Here is a 22,948-nt window from a genome sequence, read left to right as displayed (position 1 = left end):
GCAACCTCACCCACTACATCGCCCGATCTCTACTCGAGGCCGGCGGATTCAGACCCCGACTACACCCTCAACTGCGATGAGCCTGTTTGCTCTGGTCGCGACGGTCCTGGTCGCAATCCCCGCGAATGCTGCACCACCGTATGAGACCAACGCCTCGATCGATTCGCTCAAGTTCGAGCAGGATTCCATCAAGAGCGGCTCCGTCGCCCGCATCGACGGCACCTGGAGCCTCCCTGACAACCCGAAGACCCCCGCGGGCTTCGTCGTCGACCTGCCTGCCGAGCTGCAGGGCCGCGTCGACTCGTTCGACCTCAAAGATCCCGACGGCGTGTCCATGGGCAAGTGCACCGTGACGAACACCCAGATCTTCTGCGACTTCGACTCGCAGTACCTGCAGGAGAACCCGCTCAACCTCAAGGGCACCTTCTACTTCTGGGTCTCCGTCCAGACCGAGACCACTGAGACCAAGGAAGTCACCTACGACTTCGGCAACGTCAGTGACACCGTCACCGTCACTCCTCCCGACGGCCCGTGCGTCGGCGACTGCGAGTGGAAGGGTCAGGACTCCTACAAGTGGGGCAACTACGACCGCGAGAACAACGTCATCCAGTGGCACGTCAACATCAAGTCGCCTGCCGGCGGCATGAAGGGCGGCGAGAAGGTCACGGTCACCGACCTCGGCGGCGACAACATCGAGATCATCCCGGGTGAGACCCGTCTGTCGGGAACGAACCAGTTCAACGAGAACGGCCAGCCCACCGGCTGGGGTCCGAAGCCCGCTGACTTCTACACCGTCTCCAATGACGGAAAGACCGTGAGCTTCACCTCGGAGCCCGGCTGGGTCTACGCCGTCATCTACCGCACCACCGTCACCGACGGCGGCAAGTCGGAGGAGTACACCAACTCCGCGCAGTTCGAGATCGAGGGCGAAGAGACCGTCATCAAGAAGGGCAAGGTCGTTCGCCAGGGCGGCGGAGGCACCGGCGACGGTGACCAGGACACCACCCCGACCGAAACCCCGACCACCCCGGTCCCGACCGACACCCCGACGGAGACTCCGACCGAGACCCCGACGACCCCGGCTCCGACGGACACCCCGTCCGAGACGCCGACGGACACGCCGACCACCCCGGCCCCGAGCGAGACCCCGACCACCCCGGCTCCGTCGCCGTCCGAGACGCCGACCACCCCGGGACCCGGCGGTGACCTGCCGCGGACCGGTGTCGAGACCCTCGGCACCCTGGCAGCCGGCGCGGCTCTGCTGGCCGCCGGTGCTGTGACGCTCATGCTCGTGCGTCGCCGGAAGATCAGCGAAGAGAGCTGAGACTCTGACTGACAGCTGAAGCTGTCACCGAAGAGGGAGTGATCATCGATCACTCCCTCTTCGCGTATCTGCACGATGTCGTCGCAGAATCCCTTCGCCGAGGCGGCCAGTCCCGACCGCGTCCGCGCGACCCTGGGCGATACGCTGAGGACGTGAATGACGAGACTCGCAATGACGCCACGACCGCACCGATTCCCGACCCGGCCACCGAACCCTCGCAAGCAACCTCCTCCCGCGGGGCCGCCCGCCGCGTGAGCGCCGACCCGGCTGACCATCCGCGCAACTTCGGCTCCGACAACTGGGCAGGCGCCCACCCCGAGGTGATGCAGGCACTCGTCGACGCCAACGTCGGCCACACCCCCGGCTATGGTGGCGATCCCTGGACAGCTCGCTTCCACGAGGTCATGGAGGACCATTTCGGGCCCTCGACCCAGGCGTTCCCCGTCTTCAACGGCACCGGCGCGAACGTCCTCGCCCTCCAGTCGGCGCTGCCGAGGTGGGCCGCCGTCATCACCGCCGCGAGCGCCCACATCAACTACGACGAGACCGGAGCCCCGGAGAAGGTCGGCGGGCTCAAGATCATCGCAGCCCCCACCGCCGACGGCAAGCTCACCCCGGAGATCGTCGAGGCCGCAACGATCGGGCGCGGCAACGAACACAATGCGCAGCCCCTGGCCGTGAGCATCTCCCAGGCGACGGAATGGGGGACGACGTACCGTCCCGAGGAGATCCGTGCCCTCGCCGACCATGCCCACGAGAACGGGATGATCCTCCACGTCGACGGCTCCCGGCTCGGCAACGCCGCCGCCTTCCTCGACACCAGCCTCGGCGCGATCACCACCTCGGTGGGCGTCGACATCCTCTCCCTCGGCGGGACGAAGAACGGCCTCCTCGGCGCCGAGGCGGTCGTCGTCCTCAATCCCGAGATCGGCCAGGGCATGCGGTTCCTGCGGAAGATGAACCTGCAGCTGTCGTCGAAGATGCGCTTCCTCTCCGCCCAGCTGGGTGCCCTCTACGACGGTGACCTGTGGCGCACCTCGGCGGACCATGCCAATGGGATGGCGCAGTATCTCGAGACCGGTCTCGCCGAGGTGGTCGCCTCCGGCCGTGTCCCCGGGCTCGAGCTCGTCCAGAAGGTCGAGGCCAACGTCGTCTTCGTCCGCATGCCCGCCGAGGTCGCCGCCCGGGCCCGCCAGCGCTTCGCGTTCGCGAGCTGGCCGCTCGAGCAGGACATCGTCCGCCTCATGTGTGCCTTCGACACGACCGCCGACGACGTCGACGCTCTCATCGCCGCGATCGTCGGGGAGTGACCGTCACGCTCTTGGAATCACCGGCGCGGTGACACGACACAAGCGCGGTGCAGAGACCGCGCTTGTGTCGTGACACCGCGCTGGTGTGTCGGGCTGCCCTGCCCGGCGCCCGGTCAGTTCCGTTCGGCCTTGACCGAGACGACGGGGACGTCGGCCTCGAGGATGATCCGCTGGGCGGTCGAGCCCATGATGAGCTTGCCGACAGGGGAGCGGCGGCGGGATCCGATGACGATCATGCGGGTGTCCTCGGTCGCCTCGGCGAGTGCCAGCAGCTCCTCGACGGGATCGTTGCCGCGGAGGAACTGGAGGATCTCATGGGAGACCTCCGAGGCGCGCAGGGTCTCCTTGAGCTCGTCCATGTCGGTGTTCGTCGCGACCCCGCGTTCGTCGGGGGTCTCGCCGATGCCGGCGTTGAGGACGATGAGGGTGTCATCGAAGGCGCGCGCCTGCTCGATGCCGAATGCGACCGCGGCCTTGCCTTCGGGCGAGGGGGAATAGCCGACGAGAATGGTCATGGTCTCTCCTGGGTGCGTGGGGGGACGTCGCTCCCTCAATTAGTAGCACATCTCACGCCGTGCCCGGTCCCGTCGGGCAGCGCCCTGGTCCCGCGGGGTTGCGCTCCGCCCCCGCCGAGGCGGTCGGACCTCCGCACGGCCCATCCCGCCGAGGCGGTCGCCGCTAGACTGAGCTGATGCCCGCCTCCCTCCTCGCCCCCGGTTCCCCGGCCCTGCGCAGCCGTGATGACCTGCTCGCCCGCATGCCGTGGCCGGCCGATGCGCCGGGACTCGCACAGGCGAGGCTGCTCGCCGACTACGTCATCGGCCGTCGCGCAGGAGCCCTCGACGTCTCGGGGAGGACGACGGAGGGCACCTTCGCCGCCCCCGCCCAGGGGCCCGAGACGATCATCGTCGTCGACGACGCCCACGGCCTCCAGGCTCGGGTGCTCACCGAACTCGCGTCCGTGCTCACGTACAACGACCGCCTCGACGAGGCCCGGATCGTGGCAGCGGAGGCTCCCCTCGCCGAGGCGGTCGCCGACCTGCCCACGCCAATGCCCGCCGCGTCCGGGCCCGAGACGGATGATGGCGATCCGAGCACTGACGCGTCCCGGCCCGAGGTGTGGGCGGTTGTCAACGCGCCGAAGGCGACGAACGCGCTCGCCGAGACGATCACCGCCCTCCACCCGCACGTCGACACGCTCATCGTCATCGGCCGCAGCGAGGCGATGAGCCGCGCGGTGAACACGGAGCTCGCGCGCGCCTACGGCCGCGTCGACGTCTCACCGGGAGTCGGCAAGAACCGTCTCATCATCGGCTCCCGCCCCCTCGCCTCGCCCTCGCTCACCCGCTTTCCTCGCCGCGGTGTCATCGACGTGCCCGCGACCGGTCCGCTGACGGTCAGCGCCCACGGCGCCTGCTTCTCCGGAACCAAAGCCGACGACGGGTCCACGCTTCTCCTGGCCTCCCTCGCCGAGGTGCTCGCCGCCCCGAGCGCGGCGACGACCCTCGCTCGTCCCGCCTCGATCCTCGACCTCGGATCGGGCAACGGCTGGCTGCTCACGGCAGCGATGCGTGTGACGGGAGCGGAGCGGGGAGTCGGCGTCGACATCTCGAGGGCGGCGGTCGCCTCGGCGAAGGAGACCGCCGAGGCCAACAGCGTCACGGTCGACATCGTCCTCGCCGACGCCGCCGCGGACCCCGTGGACGCTGCCGCGGACGCCGCGAACGCCGCCGCGGACGCCGCGAACGGCACCGCCGCCGACCCAGCCTCTGTCGCCGGGACCTTCGACCTCGTCCTCCTCAACCCGCCCTTCCACCACGGCACGGCGATCGAAACGGACACCGCCGCCGGGCTCATGCGCACGGCTGCGACCCACCTGGCCCCGGGCGGACGGGTGCTCACGGTCTTCAACTCGCACCTGCGCTATCGGGACCGGCTCGAGTCGATCATCGGGCCGAGCGAACAGCTCGCGCGGAACGCGAAGTTCACCGTCATCGAGAGCCGCCGCCCGGCACCGTGACCTGTGTCACCTGATGTTCACGTCGCTGTCCTACCCTCGGCCCATGAACGACTTCGACCGGATCGAATACAGCCAGCTCGACGACATCCTCTCGTGTGAGAAGGACAGCTCCACCCCGGTGCTGCTCACGCAGGAGGCCCTCGACGGCACCGCGGCCGAACTCCTCGACTGCAACCGCGGCATCGTCGCCCGTGCCCTCGACCGCGTCGACTCGACCGCGGGGATCTCCCAGGACGCGTTGCGCAGCAGCTACGTCGACCTCTACGCCGCCGCCGTGAACGAGCACAGCCTCAGCTGGTACCGCACGCACGTGCCTCGTCCGGCCAGGGCGCTCGCGCTCCAGGGGCTGCGGCTCATGAACGCCCCGGACCACCTCGACCTCGCGGTCAGGGCCATCGAATCCGATCTCGACGACTCAGACTTCCGCCGGGCCTTCGATTCCGCCGAGGCGGTCCTTCCCCTCGCCGAGGCCAACGCCGCCTATCTGCGCGACCTGCCCGCCCTGAGCATCCTCAAGGAAGCCGACATCAGTGTGGCGATGAGCATCGAATTCACCGGCTCCGGTGCCCCTGCCGACTACCCGCGCTGGAACGGGGACCTCAGCATCCTCGGGTGAGTCGACCGCCTCGGGTAAGTCGACCGCCTCGGCGAGCCGACCTCACTCCTTGAGGTCGAGGCTCGGGGTCGGACGGCGGAAGCCGCGGGTGACGAACGCGAGGTAGGTGACGCCGAGGGCCAGCCACACGAGCCCGATGATGAGGGTCCGCGGAGACAGGGACGTCCACAGCCATACGGTGAGTCCGAAGCCGATGCCGGGGAGGATGACGTAGCTGAGGACCGCGGCACCACCTCGGCGCTTGCCGTCGATGAAATAGTGCTTGATGACGGCGAGGTTGACCGCGGAGAACGCCATGAGCGCACCGAAGCTGACCATCTCGGAGATGAACGTGAGATCGACGGCGAGCGCGAGCAGGGAGATGACGCCGACGGTCACGGTTGCGAAGACGGGGGTGAGGAACCGCTTCGAAAGGCGCCCGAAGAACCCGCGCGGCAGCACCCCGTCGCGGCCCATCGCGTAGAGGATGCGCGCGACCGAGGCCTGCGAGGTCAGCGCCGAACCACTGGCACCGGCGACGTAGGCGGCGGTGAAGAAGATCGTGAGGAACTGACCTCCCGCCGCGGCCATGACATCGAGGGAACCGGACTCGGGATCGGTGAACGCGTTCGAGGGGAAGACGAGCTGAGCGATGAAGGACAGCAGGATGTAGATGAGACCGCCGGTGACGGTGGCGATGACGATCGCCCGCGGGACCGTGCGCTTGGGGTCCTTCGCCTCCTCCGACAGTGTCGAGACAGCGTCGAAGCCGAGGAAGGACAGGCAGAGGATCGCGGCACCGGCCATGACCGGACCGAGACCCTCGGTCGTACCGTCGCCGGTGAAGGGGGCGGCGAGATCGACGGTGCCGGCACCGGAGATCGTGGCTGCGGAGAGGACGGCGAAGGTGAGGATGAAGATGCCCTGGGCGGCGATGATGACGATGTTCGCCCGGGCCACCGACACGATGCCGATGATGTTGAGGCCGGTGACGAGGACGATCGCGGCGACGACGAAGACCCACGACGGCACCATCGGCAGCGCCGCATTCAGATAGATGCCGATGACGAGGTAGTTGATCATCGGCAGGAACAGGTAGTCGAGCAGCAGCGCCCAGCCGGCGACGAACCCGATGCCGGCGCCGAAGGTCTTCTGCGTGTACGTGTACGCCGATCCCGCGAAGGGCAGAACGGCGGCCATCTTCGCATACGATCGGGCGGTGAAGACCATGGCGATGAGCGTGATGACATAGGCCAGGGGCACGCGCCCGCCGGTGATCTGGGTGACGATGCCGTAGGTCGTGAACACGGTGAGCGGGACCATGTAGACGAGGCCGAAGAAGACGAGGGAGGGCACGCCGAGGGCGCGGCGCAGGTGGCCTGTCTCGGTGGGTGCGGTGGTGCCGGGAGTCTCGGACATGGGCGAACTTCCTATCGGTCTATCGGTCGCACGCGGCGGCGAGGCTGCCGCGCAGGTAGGTGGCGCGCACGGGCAGGCTCGCGAGCTGGGCAGGTGTGAGAGTGCGGGGGTCGTCATCGAGGATGACGAGGTCGGCGCTCGCCCCGGGGCGGATCTCGCCCCACGGTGCGGTCGCGGAATCGGCGAAGGCCTGGTGGGCCACGCTCGCCGAATAGGCGTCGAGGGCACGGCCGAGGTCGACGATCTCCTCGGGCGTCCACCCGCCCACGGGTTGACCGTCTGCGGTCCGGCGGCTCGTCGCGATGGCCAGGCCCTCGAGCGGGTTGCCCGAGGAGACGGGCCAGTCGGAGCCGAAGGCAAGTCTGCCCCCGGAATCGAGGATCGTGCGCATCCGATACTGCCGATCCGCGCGTTCCTCGCCGAGGCGGGGGACCGTGAGGACGGTCATGAGCGCATCGAGTTGGGCCCACAGGGGCTGCATGTTCGCGATCACTCCGAGCTCGGCGAACCGGCGGAGGTCGCCGGAGTCGACGAGTTGGGCGTGGGCGATGACGGGTCGGCGGTCGCGGGGACCGTTGGCTGCGATGGCCGACTCGATGGCGTCGAGGGCCTGTCGGACCGCGGCGTCGCCGATCGCGTGGATGTGGATCTGGAAGCCGGCGGCGTCGACGGCGGTGACCGCCTCGGCGAGGGAGTCGCCCTCCCATACGCGCAGACCGTGGTTGTGCAGGGACGAGCAGTAGGGTTCGAGCAGCGCACCGGTCTCGTTCTCGACGACGCCGTCGGCGAAGAATTTCACGGTCTCCGCGGTGAGCATGGGGGAGGCGGCGGCGCGCACCCGCTCTCGGGACTCGATCATCATCGGCAGCTGGTCGGCGAAGTGCCGGGGGTCGGCGTAGAGGGCGAGGTTGAGGCGGATGTCGAGGCCGTTCCCTGCGGCTGTGAGGTAGGTGTCGACGTCGCCGGGTTCGACCCACGCGTCCTGGACCCAGGTGACTCCGCGCTCGAGGTAGTAGCGGGCGGCGCGGTCGATGCTGCGCAGGCGTTCGGCCTCGGACTGGGGCGGGCGGACGGCGTCGATGAGGTCGACGGCGCCCCATTCGCGCAGGGTGCCCAGCGGGGTGCCGTCGGCGCGGCGGGGGATCTCGCCGAGTTCAGGGTCGGGGGTGTCCGCCGTGACGCCGGCGGCCTCGAGGGCGCGGGTGTTGCACCACACCGTGTGGTAGTCCCAGGCGCGGAGGACGACGGGGCGGTCGGACACCGCCGCGTCGAGCCAGTGGGCGTCGAAGAGTCCGCCCTCGACGAGGCTGCCGTCATACGAGGCGCCGACGATCCACTCGGTCTCGGGGTGGGCGGCGGCGAAGCGGGCCACCTCGGCGACGATCTCCTCGACACTCGCACACGCCCTCACCTGGGGTCCTTCGGCTTCGAGCCCGCCGAACATCGGGTGGGCGTGGCCGTCGCCGAAGGAGGGCATGAGGAAACCGCCGGCGAGGTCGACGCGCTCGACGTCGGGGGTGGCGCCGGGTTTCGCCGTGGTGTCTGCGTCGTCGGTGTCCACGTCGACGGTGTCGCGTCCGGCACCGGGGTCGCCCGGCCCTTCGCCGAGTTGGGCGGCGCAGTCGGTCGCACCGACGGCCGCGATGACTCCGTCGACGACGAGGAGCGCGTCGCTGGGTTCCCGGTCGGCACCGCACCAGATCGTGCCGCCGGTGAAGAGAGTTGTCGTCACGAGGATCCTTCCGCGTCGTTGCGTACGAACACTGTTCGTTTTGTGACCCTCAGCACGATACACTCTTCACGGAGACAGGGGAAGTGGTGTTCATGCGGCTCAATCGGGACAGGCTCGTCGGTGCGGCTCTCGACCTCGTCGATGCCGAAGGGGCGGAGGCGCTGTCGATGCGTGCGCTCGCCGACCGCGTCGATCGGCAGGTGTCCTCGCTCTACAACCACGTCAGCGGGCGGGCGGACCTCATCGAGGCGATGCGCGCCAGGATCGTCACCGGCATCGACGTCAGTGCCTTCGCCCCCGCCGAGGTGGGCGAGGAGGTGCCGTGGGCTACGGCCCTCGAGGTCTGGGCGCGGTCGTACCTGCGGGCCTTCGCCGCCCATCCGAACCTCATCCGCCTGCTCGCGACGACGTCGATCCGCGACCCCTCGACGTATGCGATGTACGACGCCGTCGTCGCGGGCCTGCGCCGAGGCGGCTGGCCGGAGTCCGAGGTCATCGCCGTCGTGCGCACCGTCGAGGCGCATGTCCTCGGCTCCGCGCTCGACATCGTCGCGCCGGGTGATCTCCTCGCCCAGGAGGCCGCGGACGAGCGGTTCCCCGCCGTGTATGCCGCGCTCGCCGCACACAATGCCGAGTCCTACGGGGCGGAACCCTCGTTCGAGCTCGGTCTCGCCGCCCTCATCGCCGGGCTGCGCTCACGGCTCGAGGCGCAGGCGGCCTGAGCCGACGAACACCTCGGCGCAGCGTGGTGCCGGGGAGGGCGCGGTGCGGAGGGATCGGGTCTCAGAGGCGGGGTTCGCCCCAGATGCCCATCGCGAGGAAGACGAGCCCGGCGAGCAGGACGAAGGCGGTCGCCCACGGACGGAGGTTCGCCTCGGCGAGGCGGGAGAAGAACGACGAGATGCGTTCGGCGACCCCGGGGAAGCGATTCCAGGCCCAGGTGAGGAGCACATAGGGGGCGATCATCGCGGCGATGAAGACGAGGTAGGAGACGCCGCGGATGACGATGTCCTCGCTGACGGCGCGGAGGATGCGGGCGACGATGTACATCGTCGCGAAGTCGCTGAAGCTGATGACGGTGTTCGACAGGCCGATGAGCGTCATCGTCCAGGGACTGCCGGTCGGCTTCTTGTGCGGCTTCTTCGGTTTCGGCGGACGTCTGAGGCGCAGCGCCATGATGATGCCGGCGATGATGAAGATCGCGCCGGCGGCGAGGTCGACGCTGTGGCGGACGAGGACCTTCTCGACATCGCGGCTGACCAGCGCTTCGAGCGTGCGCGGGTCGATGACCTGGAGGGCGAGCATGATCACGGTCGCCCCGATGACGAGTCCGAGGAGCATGAACCCCATCGCTCGTTTGGCGCGGGGAACGTCGGTGAGCACCCGCAGGGAGACCGCGATCGTCGTCGGACTGATGCCCATGACGATGCCGAGGCCGATGAGGCTGACGGCGGCTCCGGCGAAGCGCAGCAGATCTGACTCGAGCATGGGAGTTACATTACCGGGGTAGGGTCGCCCCATGGACGACACGAGGCTTGCCGATTTCTGGGCCGCGGCGAGGGCTGCCGAGCCGACCCTGCCCGAGACGCTCCCCGAGGCATGGGCGTTCGGCGCCACCGTCGAACAGGCCGATGAGCTGCTCGCATTGGTCCTCGACGGCACGAAGACTGCGACTGCATCCGCGCTGTGGGATCACGAGTCCGCGGGCGAATCGGTGCCAGCGATCGGAGAGGTGGGCATCGTCCTCGACGGCGAGGATCGACCGAGTGCCGTCATCGTCACGATCGCAGTCGACATCGTGCCCTTCGCTGAGGTGAGCGCTGAGCATGCGTGGGATGAAGGCGAGGGCGACCGATCGCTGGATTTCTGGCGTGAATCCCACGAGCGCTTCTGGCGCAGTCACAGTGAGAACGCGGTGGGCTTCCGCCCGGATATGCCGGTCGTGTGCGAGCGATTCCGGCTGGTCTATCCTTCTGCGGGGGCCGCGTCGTAGGTGAGCCAGTTCGTCTTCGTCGCCATGCGGTCGTAGAGGAACTGCGCCTGCGTGTTGTCGTCGGCGGTGATCCAACGGACGACGGATCGGCCCTCATCGGCGGCGATCTGCTGCAGGCGGGCGATGAGCGCCCGGCCCGCCCCGGTCCCGCGCGATTCGGGGTCGGTAAAGAGGTCATCGAGCCAGATGCCGACGGTGCCCGTCGAGGGACGGGAGAAGCGACGGTAGTCGGCGATCGCGATGATCCGGCCGTCCGCCTCGGCGACGAGGCCTTCGCTCTCATGGTCGGGATCGGTCAGCCACCCCCAGACGTGGGCGACGATCTCCTCGGACTCCGGCAGGTGGTAGAACTCGCGGTACCCGCGGAAGAGCTCCTTCCAGCGGGACTCGTCGAAGTCGGCGACAGGGCGGACGGTGAGGGGATCGGATGCGCTCATAGGGCCACTGTAGGGGCGATCCGAGGCGGCGGGAAGCGCGAACGCACGCGCGAGACGATCGGAGCCCGGCGCAGCGCGAAAAGATAGCAACAATGATTGACAGCCGGAGTGTTAGCAATATATGTTGACACCATGGAATCGACACAGATCGCCGATGTCGCTGCCGATACCAGCGACCCCAGGGCCGGACTGCGCGCCATCTCGTCGCTGCGGGCGCTCACCGAACGCCTCGAGCTCGCCCAGGTCGAAGCCGGGCTGAGAGCGGGGATGAGCTGGCAGGCCATCGCCGATGCGCTCGGCGTCTCCCGCCAAGCCGTCCACAAGAAGTACGCGAAGAGGATCGACCCGACGATCCCCGTTCCCAGGAGAAGCCGATGAGCAGGTTCACCGACTCCGCATCGACATCGTATTCGCTCTCGATCCTCGCGATGGAGGAGGCCTCGCGCGTCGGTCAGCGCGAGGCCGACATCGATCATCTGTTTCTCGCGCTTACCGTCAGCGAGCAGACGGCTGGACAGGTGTTGCGCAGCCTCGGCATCTCGATCGATGCGGCACGTGAGGCGGTCGCCTCTCAGCACGTCGAACAGCTCGCGGGACTCGGGATTCAGGCGGAGGCACCCGGTCCCGGACGCATCGTATTCCACGAGACAGACGGCTACGAGTGGGGCGAGCGGGCGGCGAAGGTCCTCCAGAACGCGAACGGCTCCGGCAAGCGGGGAGACGCGGCCGCGGTGCTCCGCGAACTCCTCGCCGAACCGAGCGGCATGATCGAATCCATTCTCAAGCGTTTGGGCGCCTCGTCCGAGGCTGTGCGCGCCGAGCTCGACAGAGTCGAGCGTCTGTCGGACCGGCCTTCGGGCTCGAAGAGCGCGGATGCACTGTCAGGCACAGCCGCGGCATTCGTCCCCGCACCGATCGACGACGTGTGGCGCCTGCTTTCCGACGCCTCACGACTGCCTGACTGGGATCCGACCATCGGCTCTGTTGAGAATGGCATCGCCGCGTCCTCGGCCGGTCAGTCGTGGGCCGCTCGAACGCGTTCGACCCGGCCCGACGGCACGCCGATCACCGTCAAGCCCCGCTTCGTCAACCAGCGAGTCGAGGTCGCCGAGGTCGATGAACCGCGACTCATCGAATGGCGGGCCGCCTACCCCGATGCTGCGAGAGCCAACTCCCGACGCATGTCGATCGCCTTAGAGCCGGCGGCCGGGGGCACGCAGCTGCACATCGAGTACGCATGGGTGCGCACCTCGACCAGCCGGGTCCGTCGCCTCCTTGGACTGGTCCTCCGGCCGCTCAACCGCTTCCTCATCTGGATCCAGCTGGGGCAGCTGCGCGCCGGGATCAGCCGCGCGTTCCGGTGACGGCGCGGTTGTACTTGAGCGCCACGTCCACCCACATGCTCAAACCGGCGTCCTCGGTGATCTTAGCGGCATCGACCTCGATCCAGCCCGGCCCCATCGTGCGTCCGGCACCCATCTCGGCCTGTGCGGCGCCGGGCCGGTCGAGGAGTTCCTCATGACGGTCGGCATCGACGCGGACGAGCAGCCCGCCGGACTTCAGGGCGCTCACCGCGATCCGCTCGTCGACCATGAACGAACGCCCGCCGAACATCGCGACCTCCCGCACAGCCTCCTCGGCGAGGACACGGCGGAGGCGACCAATGAGGTCCGACTGCTCAGGCGTCATCGTCATCGCTCTCAGGCCTCGGGCGGGCCGTAGGAGAGGCGGTCGAACATGAGCACCGTTTCGGTGATGAGCCCGTCCCGGACGGTGAAGAGCTCGGCTGCCGGTGTCGTCGACGTTGCCGCGGTCTGCGGGTAGTAGAAGAGGGCGACCTGGTTGCCGTCGGTGAACTCGGCGATCTCTCCGATGCCGGTGAGCATCGGGGCGAAACCGCCGATGAACGCGGCGTAGGCCTCCTTGCCTTCGATGTCGTTGCCGGGCGCTCGACAGGTGATGTCGTCGGCGACGTAGGTCATCGCCTCATCGACGCGGTTGTTCGTCCAGGCGTCGTGGTACTTCCTCACAGTCTCGTGCGCGGTGTCCTGTGCCATGGCAATCTCCTCTTCGTTGTGGTGGCAGTGGCTGGGTGTGTGTCGTTCAGCCCGTGTGGTCGGGCGTCGGGCGCCAGTCGTCGGGTCCCGCGTCGCCGCCTGCTCCCGCGATGACGAGGCGGGGAAGGAAGTGCGACCAGCCGGCGGCGTGACCGGGGACTTCGATGTCGGGCAGGTCGGAGTGGCGGAGGTCGACGCGGGTGCCTGAGGCGATCGGGGTGAGCCGGAACTCCACGGTCGAGGCGCCCGCGGGCAGGTCGTCGCTGCCGGGGAATCCCCACGAGACGACGACCCGCCTCGGCGATTCGATGTGGAGGAACTCGCCGCGGACGGGGTGGCCGGCGATGTCGACCGAGAACCGACCGCCGGGCACCGGGTCGAGGTCGGCGAACTCGCCCATCCATGCGGTCATCCCGGCATCCGTCGTCAGGTAGGCGAAGACCGATTCGGGTGGGGCGGCGATGTCGATCGAGTCGGTGTACTCAGCCACGGCCTGCCTCCCCGGCTTCGACGGCGGCCTTGAGGGCCGAGAGCTTGGAGGGCCAGAAATCGTCGAGGTACTCCCGGACCGCGGCGAGTCCATCGGTGTCGACGGCGAAGAGGTGCCTGGTGCCCTCCCGAGTGCCGACGCTCAGCCCCGCCTTGCGCAGCACGCCGAGGTGGTGCGAGGTCGTCTGCTGGGACAGGCCGACCTCCTCGGCGATCGTTCCCACCGGTTTCGGGGAGGTGCGGATCGCGGCGAGGATCGCTCGCCGGTTCCCATCGGCGAGGGCGCGCAGGGCTCGGTCGAGCTCGGGTGCGGCCTCGGCGTTCATGGCGTTGCTCGGTTCATCGCGATCCTCGTCGTCGGGGTGTGCGGTGACCTCACTCTAACACAAATATCTATTTGTACTCATGAATATGAGTGGAAAAGTTGGAGCATGGGGTGGGCGCCCCGACGTCGTCGGCCGCGGGCTCAGTCCGCGGCGACGGCCATCTCGTCGACGAACGCGGTGATCGTGTCTGCCAACCCTGCCGGGTCTTCGAGCATCGGCAGATGCCCGGTGGTGAGTTCGCGCTGCCATGTTGCGCCGAGGTTCGCGGCGAAGCGCTTCTGGAGCGCAGGCGGCAGTTCGCGATCAGCGGTCGAGCTGACGTAGCCGCGCGGTCCGTCCCACGTGCCCTGGCTGAGGCGGTCGCGGTAGTAGGCCTGCGGTTCGGGGGTGAAGTCGCTGATGAGACGGTCGACGACCTGCCCGTCGAGGCCGCTGGCGAGGTTCTTGCGGATCGCCGACTCGGGTGGCTTGGTCCCGGCGAACTTCATCGCTGCGCTGAGCACCCAACGATTGGGCACCGGCATCGCGGAGACGAACGACCCTCCGGCCGGCGGCACGATCGCGCTCACGGCGAGGAAGCCCGCGACCCGCTCAGGGGCCAGCCGGGCGATGTCCGAGGCGACGACGCCGCCGGCGGAGTGTCCGACGAGGACGACCTGGTCGGTCGGCATCGCGGCGATCGCCGCCTCGGCGTAGTCGCGCAGACGTGCGGATTCCGAGGTCGGGCGGGGAGCGACCGTGGTGGTCACCTCCTCGCCGATGTGGTCGCGGGTCTGATCCCAAATCCAAGAGGGGAGTCCGGCGCCGGAGAGAAGGAGAAGTGACTGCGAGTTCGTATTCATGGACCCATCATGACCGAATCCGATGTCACTGGTATGTCACTATTTATCAATGAATCGTATCGATCGTCTCTACGCGCTGCGCGAGGAGCTTCGCCGGGCAGGTTCGGTGGGTCGGACGGCGGAGCGGCTGTCGGAGATCTTCGGGGTGAGTGTGCGCACGATCAAACGCGACATCTCCTCACTTCAGCAGGGCGGTTTCCCGGTCTGGGCGCAGCCGGGCCCCGGCGGCGGGTACGTCGTCGACGCCGCAGCGACTCTGCCGCCGGTGAATTTCACCGAGGCTGAGGCCTCGGGGCTCGCGGCTGCCGTCGCCGCGCACCGGGGTCAGCCCTTCGACGGGGATGCGCGGGCGGCGCTGGCGAAGATTCAGGCGGTCATGGACGGGACGACGCGGGAGAGGTCGGACCGCCTCGGCGCGCGGATCTGGATCGATCAAGCCGACGATCCGGGATCTCCGCAGGTGAGGCGGGCCGTTGAACAGTCGCTTGAGCAACGGCGCGTGCTGTCTCTGCGCTACCGCGACGGTAACGGGCGCGAGTCGGCACATCGGGTGGATCCGGTCTTCCTCGCGCACACGCAGGGGCAGTGGTTTCTCGTCGCGCACAGTCGTGAACGGGAGGCCATCCGCTGGTTCGTCTTCGACCGGATCCTCACCGCCCACCTCACGGCGGATCCGGCGACCGACATCCCCGTTGCCGCAGTCGGTGCCCCACCGGCGACAGCGCGAGCGGTCACAGGTGAGGGCTGATCAGTCGGGGTCGGCGAGCTGTTCGACGGCGCGTGGGGCGAACACGACCTCTGCGGTCATGAGCTGGGAATGTCGTGATCCTGGTTGCCGAGTCCGGCGGTGCGAGCGCGGACATCCTTCGCCGTGAGAGACCGGTCTGGGTCGGATCGGAGCTCATCGTAGGCGGCGACCACCTCGTCCCTGAGCCACCGTTCGACCGCGTCCTCCTGTGAGAAGAGTGCTCGCAGTCCGTCTCGGACGACTTCGCTCTCGCTCGCGTATGCGCCGGAAGCCACCCGTTCCCTCAACGCGTCAGCCATTGCGGTCGGAAGAGTGATGCTGAGCTGCTTGGTCGTGCGCATGCTGAAACCTCACGTTCGGTAGGACTCAAACCTACTCCGCTGAGCTCAGTTGACGAAGACTCACTGTGGGACCGTGTACCGCCGCAGACGCGGAAGTGCCGCGACACCGGTCGATGTCGCGGCACATCACATGCGTACGCGAGAGGGGACTTGAACCCCTACGTCCGAAGACACTGGAACCTAAATCCAGCGCGTCTACCAATTCCGCCACTCGCGCGTGGCCGCATCAAGCCTAGCAGGGCACACGAGACGGACGGAACGCGCAGGCAAGCGGCGAACGCGGTCAGGCGGCGAACGCGCTCAGGCGGCGTCGATGCCGAGCGCTTTGCGCAGGCGGGCGACGTGTCCGGTGGCCTTGACGTTGTACTGCGCGAGCTCCACCTTGCCCTCGGCGTCGACGACGACGGTCGAGCGGATGACGCCCTGGACGACCTTGCCGTAGTTCTTCTTCTCCCCGAACGCACCCCACTCGTCCATCATCGCCTTGTCCGGATCGGAGAGCAGCTCGAAGGTCAGTCCTTCCTTCTCCGCGAACTTCTTCAGCTTCTCCGGCGAATCGGGGGAGACGCCGAGGACGACGAGACCGGCAGCCGAGAGTGCTGAGAGCGAATCCCGGAAATCACAGGCCTCCGTCGTGCACCCCGGGGTCATCGCGGCAGGGTAGAAGTAGACGACGACGCGCTTGCCCGCGAAGTCGCTGAGGCTCACGGACTTCCCGTCCTGATCGACGAGCGTGAAATCCGGGGCGATGTCGCCGACTGACAGACGTGGCATGAGGTCTCCTCTTCGTGAAACGGTCCGTGGTCACCGTCCACTCTATCTGTCGGGACGGACACGGCTCATCCGATGTCACCGGATCCGCGCGATCGCCTCACCGACGGAGACGACGTCGCCGACCGACGCCACATGCTTAAGGGTCCCGGCGGCAGGCGCGCTCACCCGGGTCTCCATCTTCATCGCCGAGAGCACAGCGACCTCGTCACCTTCAGCCACCTCGGCGCCGTCGTCGACGAGGAAGTCGACGAGGCTGCCCGGCACCGGCGCACTCACCGCGGTCGACCCATCGGCCGACCCGTCGGGGTCATCCGCACCATTCGACCCCGCGGCACCCCCACCGGCAACGGCACCTCCACCGGCCGACCCGAGTGCCGTGAGCAGCGCATCCGGCAGACCGATCGTCGTCATCCGGCCGTCGATCTCGATCTCGAGCCGCGTCAGACCCTCTGCCGCGGCAGGGGCGGGCCGGTCCTGGGGAGCGAACTCGGGCAGCAGCTCCGATTCGATCCACTGCGTGTCGATGCCGATGACCTCACCGGCGAACGCCGGATGGCGGAGGATCGCCAAGGACGCCGGCAGCACCGTCGCGGGTCCCGCCACCTCGAGTTCAGAGGCCGCGGTGATCGTCCGCGCGATCGCGGTGGCCCGGTCGGGGCCGTGGACGATGAGCTTGGCGAAGAGCGAATCGAAGGCCGGCTGCACCGTGTCTCCCGCGCGCACACCCGAATCCCAGCGCACCCCCGGCCCACCGGGCACCGTGAGCGCCTCGATGCGACCGGGAGTCGGGAGGAAGCCGCGACCGGGATCCTCGGCGTTGATGCGCAGTTCGATCGCATGCCCGCGCACCTCAGGCGTCGCCGACAGGGACAGCCCCTCGCCGAAGGCGATGCGGAACTGCTCGGTGACGAGGTCGACTCCGGTGACCGCCTCGGTGACGGGATGTTCGACCTGGAGCCGCGTGTTGACCTCGAGGAACGTCATCGTCCCGTCGGCGGCGAGGAGGAACTCGACGGTGCCGGCTCCTCGGTAGTCCACCTCGGCGCAGATGGCCTCCGCCGACCTCTGCAGGCGTTCGCGCTGGTCAGCGGTGAGATTCGGGGCAGGCGCCTCTTCGACGAGCTTCTGATTCCGGCGCTGCGCGGAGCAGTCACGGTCACCGACCGCGACGACCCGGCCCTGTCCGTCCCCGACGACCTGGACCTCGACGTGGCGGGGGTGTTCGAGGAACTTCTCGACGAAGCATTCGGGACGACCGAAGGCCTCGATCGCCTCACGGGTCGCCGATTCGAAGGCCCCGGCCACCTCGGCGAGGTCCCGGACGATCTTCATGCCGCGTCCGCCGCCGCCGTGTGCGGCCTTGATGATGATCGGCAGACCGTGTTCGCGGGCGAAGTCCTCGACTTCGGCGGCGTCCTTGAGCGGCCGGTCGATGCCCGGTGCGAGCGGCGCCCCGACGCTCACGGCGAGCTGCCGGGCGGTGACCTTGTCGCCGAGCGTCGTGATCGACTCCGGTGTCGGGCCGATGAAGATCAGCCCGGCGTCCTCGACGGCGGCGGCGAAGTCCGCGTTCTCCGAGAGGAACCCGTAGCCGGGGTGGACGGCATCGGCCCCGGCGGTCTTCGCTGCGGCGACGATCGCCTCGATGTTGAGGTACGTCTGCGCGGCAGTCGTCCCGGGCAGGGCGATCGCGATGTCGGCGAGCTGCGCGTGGAGGGCCGTGGCGTCCTGATCGGCGTAGACGGCGACGGAGGTGTGCCCGTTCTGGGCGCAGGCGCGGATGACGCGCACGGCGATCTCGCCGCGATTGGCGATGAGGATTCTCGACATGGTTCAGCTTTCGTCGGTGGTGGCAGAGGTGTCGGGGGCGGAGACCCGGAAGCGGATGCGCACTCCCGGGGCGAGTTGGGCGGCGAGGTCGGTGTCCTCGACGCTGCCGATGATCGGATAGCCGCCGGTGAGCGGATGGTCGGGACCGAAGAGGACCGGCTGACCGTTCGGCGGCACCTGCAGGGCGCCGGTGACCGCGCCCTCGCTCGGCAGCTCGCCCGACCGTGCCCGTTCGAGCGGCACGTCGCCGCTCAGTCGCAGCCCGACCCGATCGGATTCGTAGGTGACCGTCCACTCCTGGCTGAGCAGGGTCTCGATGCCGGCGGCGGTGAACCAGTCATCGCGCGGTCCCAGCGTGACCGTGAGCTCGACGAGATCCCCTGGTGCCGGCAGGGTCTGATCCTCGCCGAGGCGGGGCCCGGGATCGACCAGGTGCGGTGCCGTCCTCGGGTCGTTGAGTCCGATGGTGTCCCCGGCCGTGAGCGCCGCCGGTCCGAGGTGGCCGAGCGTATCGGCCGATGCGCTGCCGAGCGCGGTCGGGGCGGCGATGCCGCCGCGGATCGCGAGGTACCGGCGCACCCCGCTTGTCACCGCACCGAGTTCGATCCGGTCCCCGTGAACGAGGGAGAACGCTTCGCCGAGGTGAGGCCGGAAGACCGTTCCTGCGGCAGAGGTTACCGTGATCGGGCCCTCGGCTCCCGTGACCGCGGCGACCCCGTCACCGGTGATGTCGAGGACGACCCCGCCGCCGAAGCTCTCCAGGCAGGCGGCCCCCTCGGCGTTGCCGACGAGACGGTTCGCGGCCAGGAGCGCGCCCCGGTCGGCGGCCCCCGCCCCGGAGACCCCCATCGACGCGAACCCGGGCCGTCCGAGGTCCTCGATGAGGAGCTGGAGTCCCGGCTGGACGACGGTGATGCTCGCCGAGGCGGCCGCCGCGGAATCGTGCGCCTGCGGTTCCGCTTCACCCTGCCCGTCAGCCGCCGTGGCCTCCCCGGCGGCCGCAACGGTGTCCCCGGCGACCTGGTCAGTCGCGTTCGTCCGCTCGGCCGCGCGCACGGTCTCGCGTCCGGCGTCTTTGAACGTCACGATCGTGCCCGGGACGAAGAGGGCCGGCGGGTCCCGGTCGAGGTCCCACAGCACGGCGTCGGTGCGCCCGATGAGCTGCCACCCGCCGGGGGAGCTGCGCGGATAGACGCCGGTGAATTCTCCGGCCAGGGCCACGGACCCGACGGGTACGCGCGTGCGCGGGCTTGACCGACGGGGCACGTCGAAGAGCGGGTCGTCGCCGGCGAGATAGCCGAAGCCGGGTGCGAACCCGGAGAATGCGACCTGCCAGCGGGCGCGCTGGTGGCGGGCGATCACCTCGGCGGAGGAGACGCCCAGGAGGTCGGCCACCTCGGCGAGGTCCTCCCCGTCGTAGACGACGTCGATGCTCACACTGCGCTCGTCTCCGCTCGCCCCGGATGCGAGGTCGAGACCGGTGATCGCGGATTCGAGCTCGCGCGCCGAAGTGCGGGCCGGGTCGAAGCGGACGAGCACGGTGCGGGCGGCGGGCACGAGCTCGAGGACTCCGGGCAGGGCAGCCGTCTCGAGGCTGTGGTGGAGGCGCATCGTCTCGGTGAGGTCGGCGCAGTCGATGAGGAGGTGCTGCCGGGAGGCTGTGCGGAAGGCGGTCACTGGCGGTAGTCGCTTTCGGGTGCGTCGGTGATGAACATCCGACCGGGGGAGTGGGTGATCGCGAACGGCGGCGCGGATTCGGCGATCGCGACCTGCGGGGTGACGCCGCAGGCCCAGAACACGGGGATGTCGCCGTGCTCGATGACGGGGGCGTCGCCGAAGTCGGGGGAGCCCAGGTCGGTGATGCCGATGGCCTCGGGGGCGCCGATGTGGACGGGGGCGCCGTGGACGGCGGGGAAGCGGTCGGTGATGCGCACCGCCTCGGCGACCTGGTGGGCCGGGACCGGACGCATCGAGACGACCATGTCACCGCGCACCCGACCGGCCGGTCGGCAGGGCAGGCTCGTGCGGTACATGGACACGTTCCGTCCGGCGTCCTGGTGGCGGATCGGGATGCCCGCTTCGGTGAGGCCGGCTTCGAAGGTGAAGCTGCAGCCGATGAGGAAGGCGACGAGGTCATCGGTCCACGCTTCGGTCGCGTCGTCGACCTCCGCGGCGAGCACCCCGTCTCTCCACACCCGGTAGCCGGGGATGTCGGTGCGCAGATCGCTGCCCGGGGCGAGGGCCGATTCGACCTGTCCGGGTTCGAGGACGTCGATGATCGGGCACGGCTTCGGATTGCGCTGGGCGAAGAGGAGGACGTCGAAGGCCCAATCGGCGGGCACCGCGATGAGATTCGCCTGGACGAGTCCCGGCGCCATCCCCGAGGTGGGGCCGGTGAAGCCGTGCCGAATGAGTTCGCGTGCGGCGAAGCCTGCCGAGGCGGGGTCGGTGCGGGCCCCGTGCGCCGAGGGGTTGGCTGCCCCCTCGGCGCCGTCGGTGCCCGTCGTCATCGGCCGGCCCCGACGAACGGGGCGATGACCACGCCCGCCCCCTCGAGGACGTCACGGGAGGCCTGGGCCATCTCGATCGAGCCCTGCGAATCGCCGTGGAAGCAGATCGACTGGGCGTCGACCCTGATCGTCGACCCGTCGATCGCCTCGATCTCCCCGGTCTCGACGAGGCGGACCACGCGGGCGGCGACGAGCGCCGGATCGTGGAGGACCGCGCCCTCCTCGGACCGGGAGACCAGCGAACCGTCGGGGGTGTAGGCACGGTCGGCGAAGGCTTCGGCGGCCACGGTCAGACCCGCCTCGGCGGCGACCCGGTTGGCGACGCTGCCGGCGAGACCGAGGAACACGAGGCTCGGGTCGAGCGCCCTGACGGCGGCGGCGACGACCTTCGCCTGCGCTTCGTCGTGGACGATCGCGTTGTAGAGCCCGCCGTGGGGTTTGACGTAGGCGACCGACCCGCCGACGGCCGTCGTCAGGCCGATGAGGGCACCGATCTGGTACTCGACCTGGGCCTGCAGGGTGGCCGCGGGAACGTCGAGGGCACGGCGACCGAAGCCCTCGTAGTCGTCGTAGCCGGGGTGGGCGCCGATGACGACGCCCCGGTCGGTCGCCTCGGCGACGGTGGCCTTGATCCCCTCAGGGGATCCGGCATGGAAGCCGCACGAGACGTTGGCGCTGGTGACGATGCCGAGCATCGCCTCGTCGTCGCTGACGATGCGGTCGGGGACGTTCTCCCCGAGGTCGGAGTTGAGGTCGATGGTCGCGGTCATATCAGGCTCCGATTCCGATCATGGCGAAGATGGGGCCGACCGACTGGACGGCCATGTACCAGGTGAGCAGTGTAGCCAGCGTACCGATGACGAGCAGCCACTTGGGGTAGGAGTCCGTGCGCAGCAGGTTCGGGCGGAACCAGCCGATGTACATGAAGATCGTCAGACCGATGGGCAGGATGAGGCCGTTGAAGCCGCCGACGAAGACGAGCAGGGTGGCCGGTGCGGTGCCGACGAGGAGGTAGACGACGAGGGAGACGACGATGAAGCCGACGGTGGCCAGCTGCAGCGGCCAGCCTCCGCCGAGCTTCTTCGAGAAGGCGGAGAGGAAGGTCGCCGAGGTGTAGGCGGCGCCGATGACCGAGCTCAGTGCCGCAGCCCAGAAGATCGCGCCGAAGATGCGGATGCCGGCGTCGCCGAGGACGGCGGCGAAGGCCTGACCTGCGGGGTTGGCGACCTGGCTCTCGAGGTCGAGGACGACGCCGGAGGCGACGACGCCGAGGATCGCGAGGAAGAGGACGTAGCGCATGATGCCGGTGACGACGATGCCCGAGAGGGCTGAGCGCATGACGGCCGGAGCGTTCTCCGGGCCGGTCTTGCCCGAGGCGAGGTAGCGGTGGGCGCCGGAGTACGTGATGTAGCCGCCGACGGTGCCGCCGACGATCGTCGTCACGGTCGCGAAGTTGATCGAATCGGGCAGGAACGACTGGCGCAGGGCCTCGCCGACGGGAGGCTGGGAGACGATCGCGACGATGCAGGTGAGCACGATCATCCCGATGCCGAGGACGAGGACGACGGCGTCGACGACCTTGCCGGCGCGCTTGAAGAGGAAGATCCCGATCGCGAGCACGCCGGTGAGCAGGCCGCCGAGCTTCGGGTCGATGCCGAGGAGGGCGTTGAGTCCGAGCCCGCCGCCGGCGATGTTGCCGATGTTGAAGGCCAGGCCGCCGGCGACGATGAGGATCGAGAGGACGATGCCGGAACCGGGCACCGCCGAGGACGCCAGTTGGGCTGCGCGCTTGCCCGAGGAGGTGATCATCCGCCAGATGTTGAGCTGGATGGCGATGTCGATGAGGATCGAGACGAGGATCGCGAAGGCGAAGGCCGCGCCCATCTGCGCGGTGAACGTGGCCGTCTGCGTGATGAATCCCGGCCCGATCGCCGAGGTGGCCATGAGGAAGATCGCACCGATGATCGCGCTGCGGCTGATGGCGGCCTTCGCGCCATCGGGGTTGAGTGCCGTCGGCTGATCCGGTGGCGGCGTGACGGGCGTCTGTGACATGGGCTCTCCGATGAGGTGTCGCGGATGTGTTCGATGTGGCGTGCCGCAGTGTTCTGCGGCGGTGTTCTGTGCGGAGGCGGCGATGGGCGACGGCTGTGTCGTGCTTCACGCTTTCCGAAGAATTGGTAAACAATCTAGCACTGATTGTT

At 68.9% G+C, this 22,948-nt stretch carries 26 protein-coding genes and 1 tRNA gene; 9 read left to right on the top strand and 18 right to left on the bottom strand.

The annotated features are described in order from the left end of the window. Positions 1-76: 76 nt before the first annotated feature. Together AAHA49_RS07055 and AAHA49_RS07050 are read left to right on the top strand one after the other, a co-directional pair. The gene (locus AAHA49_RS07055) at positions 77-1,324 is read left to right on the top strand and encodes a collagen binding domain-containing protein (protein WP_342037764.1); all 1,248 of its coding nucleotides are present in this window, start codon (positions 77-79) and stop codon (positions 1,322-1,324) included. Between the two features lie 152 nt (positions 1,325-1,476). Further along, entirely contained in the window at positions 1,477-2,634 is a 1,158-nt protein-coding gene (locus tag AAHA49_RS07050; RefSeq protein WP_425286503.1) for a threonine aldolase family protein, read from the top strand. Positions 2,635-2,747: 113 nt separating this feature from the next. Here AAHA49_RS07050 and AAHA49_RS07045 read toward each other — a convergent pair whose 3' ends face one another. Then, positions 2,748-3,149: a universal stress protein gene (locus tag AAHA49_RS07045; protein WP_342037763.1), complete on the bottom strand. Its 402-nt coding sequence runs from the start codon at positions 3,147-3,149 to the stop codon at positions 2,748-2,750. Between the two features lie 176 nt (positions 3,150-3,325). On the opposite strand from AAHA49_RS07045, the gene AAHA49_RS07040 reads away from it, so the two are divergent. Then, positions 3,326-4,654 carry a class I SAM-dependent methyltransferase gene (locus AAHA49_RS07040; RefSeq protein ID WP_342037762.1) on the top strand — a complete coding sequence of 443 codons (1,329 nt, stop codon included), beginning with the start codon at positions 3,326-3,328 and terminating at the stop codon, positions 4,652-4,654. A 43-nt stretch (positions 4,655-4,697) separates the two neighbouring features. Then, complete coding sequence (locus AAHA49_RS07035; protein WP_342037761.1) at positions 4,698-5,270, top strand: hypothetical protein; 573 nt, start codon at positions 4,698-4,700, stop codon at positions 5,268-5,270. 42 nt (positions 5,271-5,312) lie between these two features. Here AAHA49_RS07035 and AAHA49_RS07030 read toward each other — a convergent pair whose 3' ends face one another. Both AAHA49_RS07030 and AAHA49_RS07025 read right to left on the bottom strand, forming a co-directional pair. Further along, positions 5,313-6,668, bottom strand: coding sequence for an APC family permease (locus tag AAHA49_RS07030; RefSeq protein WP_342037760.1), 1,356 nt, complete (start codon positions 6,666-6,668; stop codon positions 5,313-5,315). 19 nt (positions 6,669-6,687) lie between these two features. Then, positions 6,688-8,400 carry an amidohydrolase gene (locus tag AAHA49_RS07025; RefSeq protein ID WP_342037759.1) on the bottom strand — a complete coding sequence of 571 codons (1,713 nt, stop codon included), beginning with the start codon at positions 8,398-8,400 and terminating at the stop codon, positions 6,688-6,690. Between the two features lie 92 nt (positions 8,401-8,492). Between AAHA49_RS07025 and AAHA49_RS07020 the strand changes: the two genes are divergently transcribed. Continuing rightward, positions 8,493-9,122: a TetR/AcrR family transcriptional regulator gene (locus tag AAHA49_RS07020; RefSeq protein WP_342037772.1), complete on the top strand. Its 630-nt coding sequence runs from the start codon at positions 8,493-8,495 to the stop codon at positions 9,120-9,122. Positions 9,123-9,183: 61 nt separating this feature from the next. Here AAHA49_RS07020 and AAHA49_RS07015 read toward each other — a convergent pair whose 3' ends face one another. After that, positions 9,184-9,888 (bottom strand): hypothetical protein, encoded by a 705-nt coding sequence (locus AAHA49_RS07015; RefSeq protein ID WP_342037758.1) that lies wholly within the window; start codon positions 9,886-9,888, stop codon positions 9,184-9,186. Between the two features lie 31 nt (positions 9,889-9,919). Between AAHA49_RS07015 and AAHA49_RS07010 the strand changes: the two genes are divergently transcribed. Further along, positions 9,920-10,393, top strand: a complete 474-nt coding sequence (locus AAHA49_RS07010) for an ASCH domain-containing protein (RefSeq protein WP_342037757.1) — start codon at positions 9,920-9,922, stop codon at positions 10,391-10,393. Here AAHA49_RS07010 and AAHA49_RS07005 read toward each other — a convergent pair. Next, positions 10,366-10,830 (bottom strand): GNAT family N-acetyltransferase, encoded by a 465-nt coding sequence (locus AAHA49_RS07005; protein WP_342037756.1) that lies wholly within the window; start codon positions 10,828-10,830, stop codon positions 10,366-10,368. The genes AAHA49_RS07010 and AAHA49_RS07005 overlap by 28 nt on opposite strands. Positions 10,831-10,962: 132 nt before the next feature. Here AAHA49_RS07005 and AAHA49_RS07000 point away from each other — a divergent pair, with 132 nt between their 5' ends. Together AAHA49_RS07000 and AAHA49_RS06995 are read left to right on the top strand one after the other, a co-directional pair. After that, complete coding sequence (locus AAHA49_RS07000) at positions 10,963-11,208, top strand: helix-turn-helix domain-containing protein (RefSeq protein WP_342037755.1); 246 nt, start codon at positions 10,963-10,965, stop codon at positions 11,206-11,208. Then, entirely contained in the window at positions 11,205-12,194 is a 990-nt protein-coding gene (locus tag AAHA49_RS06995; protein ID WP_342037754.1) for an SRPBCC family protein, read from the top strand. Before AAHA49_RS07000 ends, AAHA49_RS06995 begins: the two co-directional genes overlap by 4 nt. On the opposite strand, the gene AAHA49_RS06990 is transcribed toward AAHA49_RS06995, so the two are convergent. The 5 genes from AAHA49_RS06990 to AAHA49_RS06970 form a co-directional block, all read right to left on the bottom strand. After that, positions 12,175-12,525, bottom strand: coding sequence for a TfoX/Sxy family protein (locus AAHA49_RS06990; protein WP_342037753.1), 351 nt, complete (start codon positions 12,523-12,525; stop codon positions 12,175-12,177). The genes AAHA49_RS06995 and AAHA49_RS06990 overlap by 20 nt on opposite strands. Positions 12,526-12,530: 5 nt before the next feature. Further along, positions 12,531-12,887 carry a nuclear transport factor 2 family protein gene (locus AAHA49_RS06985; protein ID WP_342037752.1) on the bottom strand — a complete coding sequence of 119 codons (357 nt, stop codon included), beginning with the start codon at positions 12,885-12,887 and terminating at the stop codon, positions 12,531-12,533. A 46-nt stretch (positions 12,888-12,933) separates the two neighbouring features. Then, positions 12,934-13,377, bottom strand: coding sequence for an SRPBCC family protein (locus tag AAHA49_RS06980; protein WP_342037751.1), 444 nt, complete (start codon positions 13,375-13,377; stop codon positions 12,934-12,936). Then, a complete protein-coding gene (locus AAHA49_RS06975; RefSeq protein WP_342037750.1) occupies positions 13,370-13,702 on the bottom strand; it encodes an ArsR/SmtB family transcription factor in 333 nt (110 codons plus the stop codon). Before AAHA49_RS06975 ends, AAHA49_RS06980 begins: the two co-directional genes overlap by 8 nt. A 140-nt stretch (positions 13,703-13,842) precedes the next feature. Beyond that, positions 13,843-14,544 (bottom strand): alpha/beta fold hydrolase, encoded by a 702-nt coding sequence (locus tag AAHA49_RS06970; protein WP_342037749.1) that lies wholly within the window; start codon positions 14,542-14,544, stop codon positions 13,843-13,845. A 49-nt stretch (positions 14,545-14,593) separates the two neighbouring features. Between AAHA49_RS06970 and AAHA49_RS06965 the strand changes: the two genes are divergently transcribed. Continuing rightward, positions 14,594-15,292 carry a helix-turn-helix transcriptional regulator gene (locus AAHA49_RS06965; protein ID WP_342037748.1) on the top strand — a complete coding sequence of 233 codons (699 nt, stop codon included), beginning with the start codon at positions 14,594-14,596 and terminating at the stop codon, positions 15,290-15,292. Between the two features lie 56 nt (positions 15,293-15,348). Here AAHA49_RS06965 and AAHA49_RS06960 read toward each other — a convergent pair whose 3' ends face one another. The 8 genes from AAHA49_RS06960 to AAHA49_RS06925 form a co-directional block, all read right to left on the bottom strand. Next, a complete protein-coding gene (locus AAHA49_RS06960; protein ID WP_342037747.1) occupies positions 15,349-15,633 on the bottom strand; it encodes a ribbon-helix-helix domain-containing protein in 285 nt (94 codons plus the stop codon). A gap of 135 nt (positions 15,634-15,768) precedes the next feature. Further along, positions 15,769-15,850, bottom strand: a tRNA-Leu gene (locus AAHA49_RS06955). An 83-nt stretch (positions 15,851-15,933) separates the two neighbouring features. Continuing rightward, positions 15,934-16,407: a thioredoxin-dependent thiol peroxidase gene (gene bcp / locus AAHA49_RS06950; RefSeq protein WP_342037746.1), complete on the bottom strand. Its 474-nt coding sequence runs from the start codon at positions 16,405-16,407 to the stop codon at positions 15,934-15,936. Between the two features lie 75 nt (positions 16,408-16,482). Beyond that, a complete protein-coding gene (locus AAHA49_RS06945; protein WP_342037745.1) occupies positions 16,483-18,237 on the bottom strand; it encodes an acetyl/propionyl/methylcrotonyl-CoA carboxylase subunit alpha in 1,755 nt (584 codons plus the stop codon). A 3-nt stretch (positions 18,238-18,240) separates the two neighbouring features. Then, the gene (locus AAHA49_RS06940) at positions 18,241-19,914 is read right to left on the bottom strand and encodes a 5-oxoprolinase subunit B/C family protein (protein ID WP_342037744.1); all 1,674 of its coding nucleotides are present in this window, start codon (positions 19,912-19,914) and stop codon (positions 18,241-18,243) included. Then, positions 19,911-20,747, bottom strand: coding sequence for a putative hydro-lyase (locus AAHA49_RS06935; RefSeq protein WP_425286502.1), 837 nt, complete (start codon positions 20,745-20,747; stop codon positions 19,911-19,913). The genes AAHA49_RS06940 and AAHA49_RS06935 overlap by 4 nt, the downstream gene beginning before the upstream one ends. Continuing rightward, a complete protein-coding gene (locus tag AAHA49_RS06930; RefSeq protein ID WP_342037743.1) occupies positions 20,744-21,517 on the bottom strand; it encodes a LamB/YcsF family protein in 774 nt (257 codons plus the stop codon). The genes AAHA49_RS06935 and AAHA49_RS06930 overlap by 4 nt, the downstream gene beginning before the upstream one ends. 1 nt (position 21,518) lies before the next feature. Then, complete coding sequence (locus tag AAHA49_RS06925) at positions 21,519-22,799, bottom strand: NRAMP family divalent metal transporter (RefSeq protein ID WP_342037742.1); 1,281 nt, start codon at positions 22,797-22,799, stop codon at positions 21,519-21,521. Positions 22,800-22,948 lie beyond the last annotated feature (149 nt).

The sequence above is a fragment of the Brevibacterium ammoniilyticum genome (assembly GCF_038429965.1).
GTDB lineage: Bacteria > Actinomycetota > Actinomycetes > Actinomycetales > Brevibacteriaceae > Brevibacterium > Brevibacterium ammoniilyticum.
This window is presented reverse-complemented; position numbering and strand designations above follow the sequence as displayed.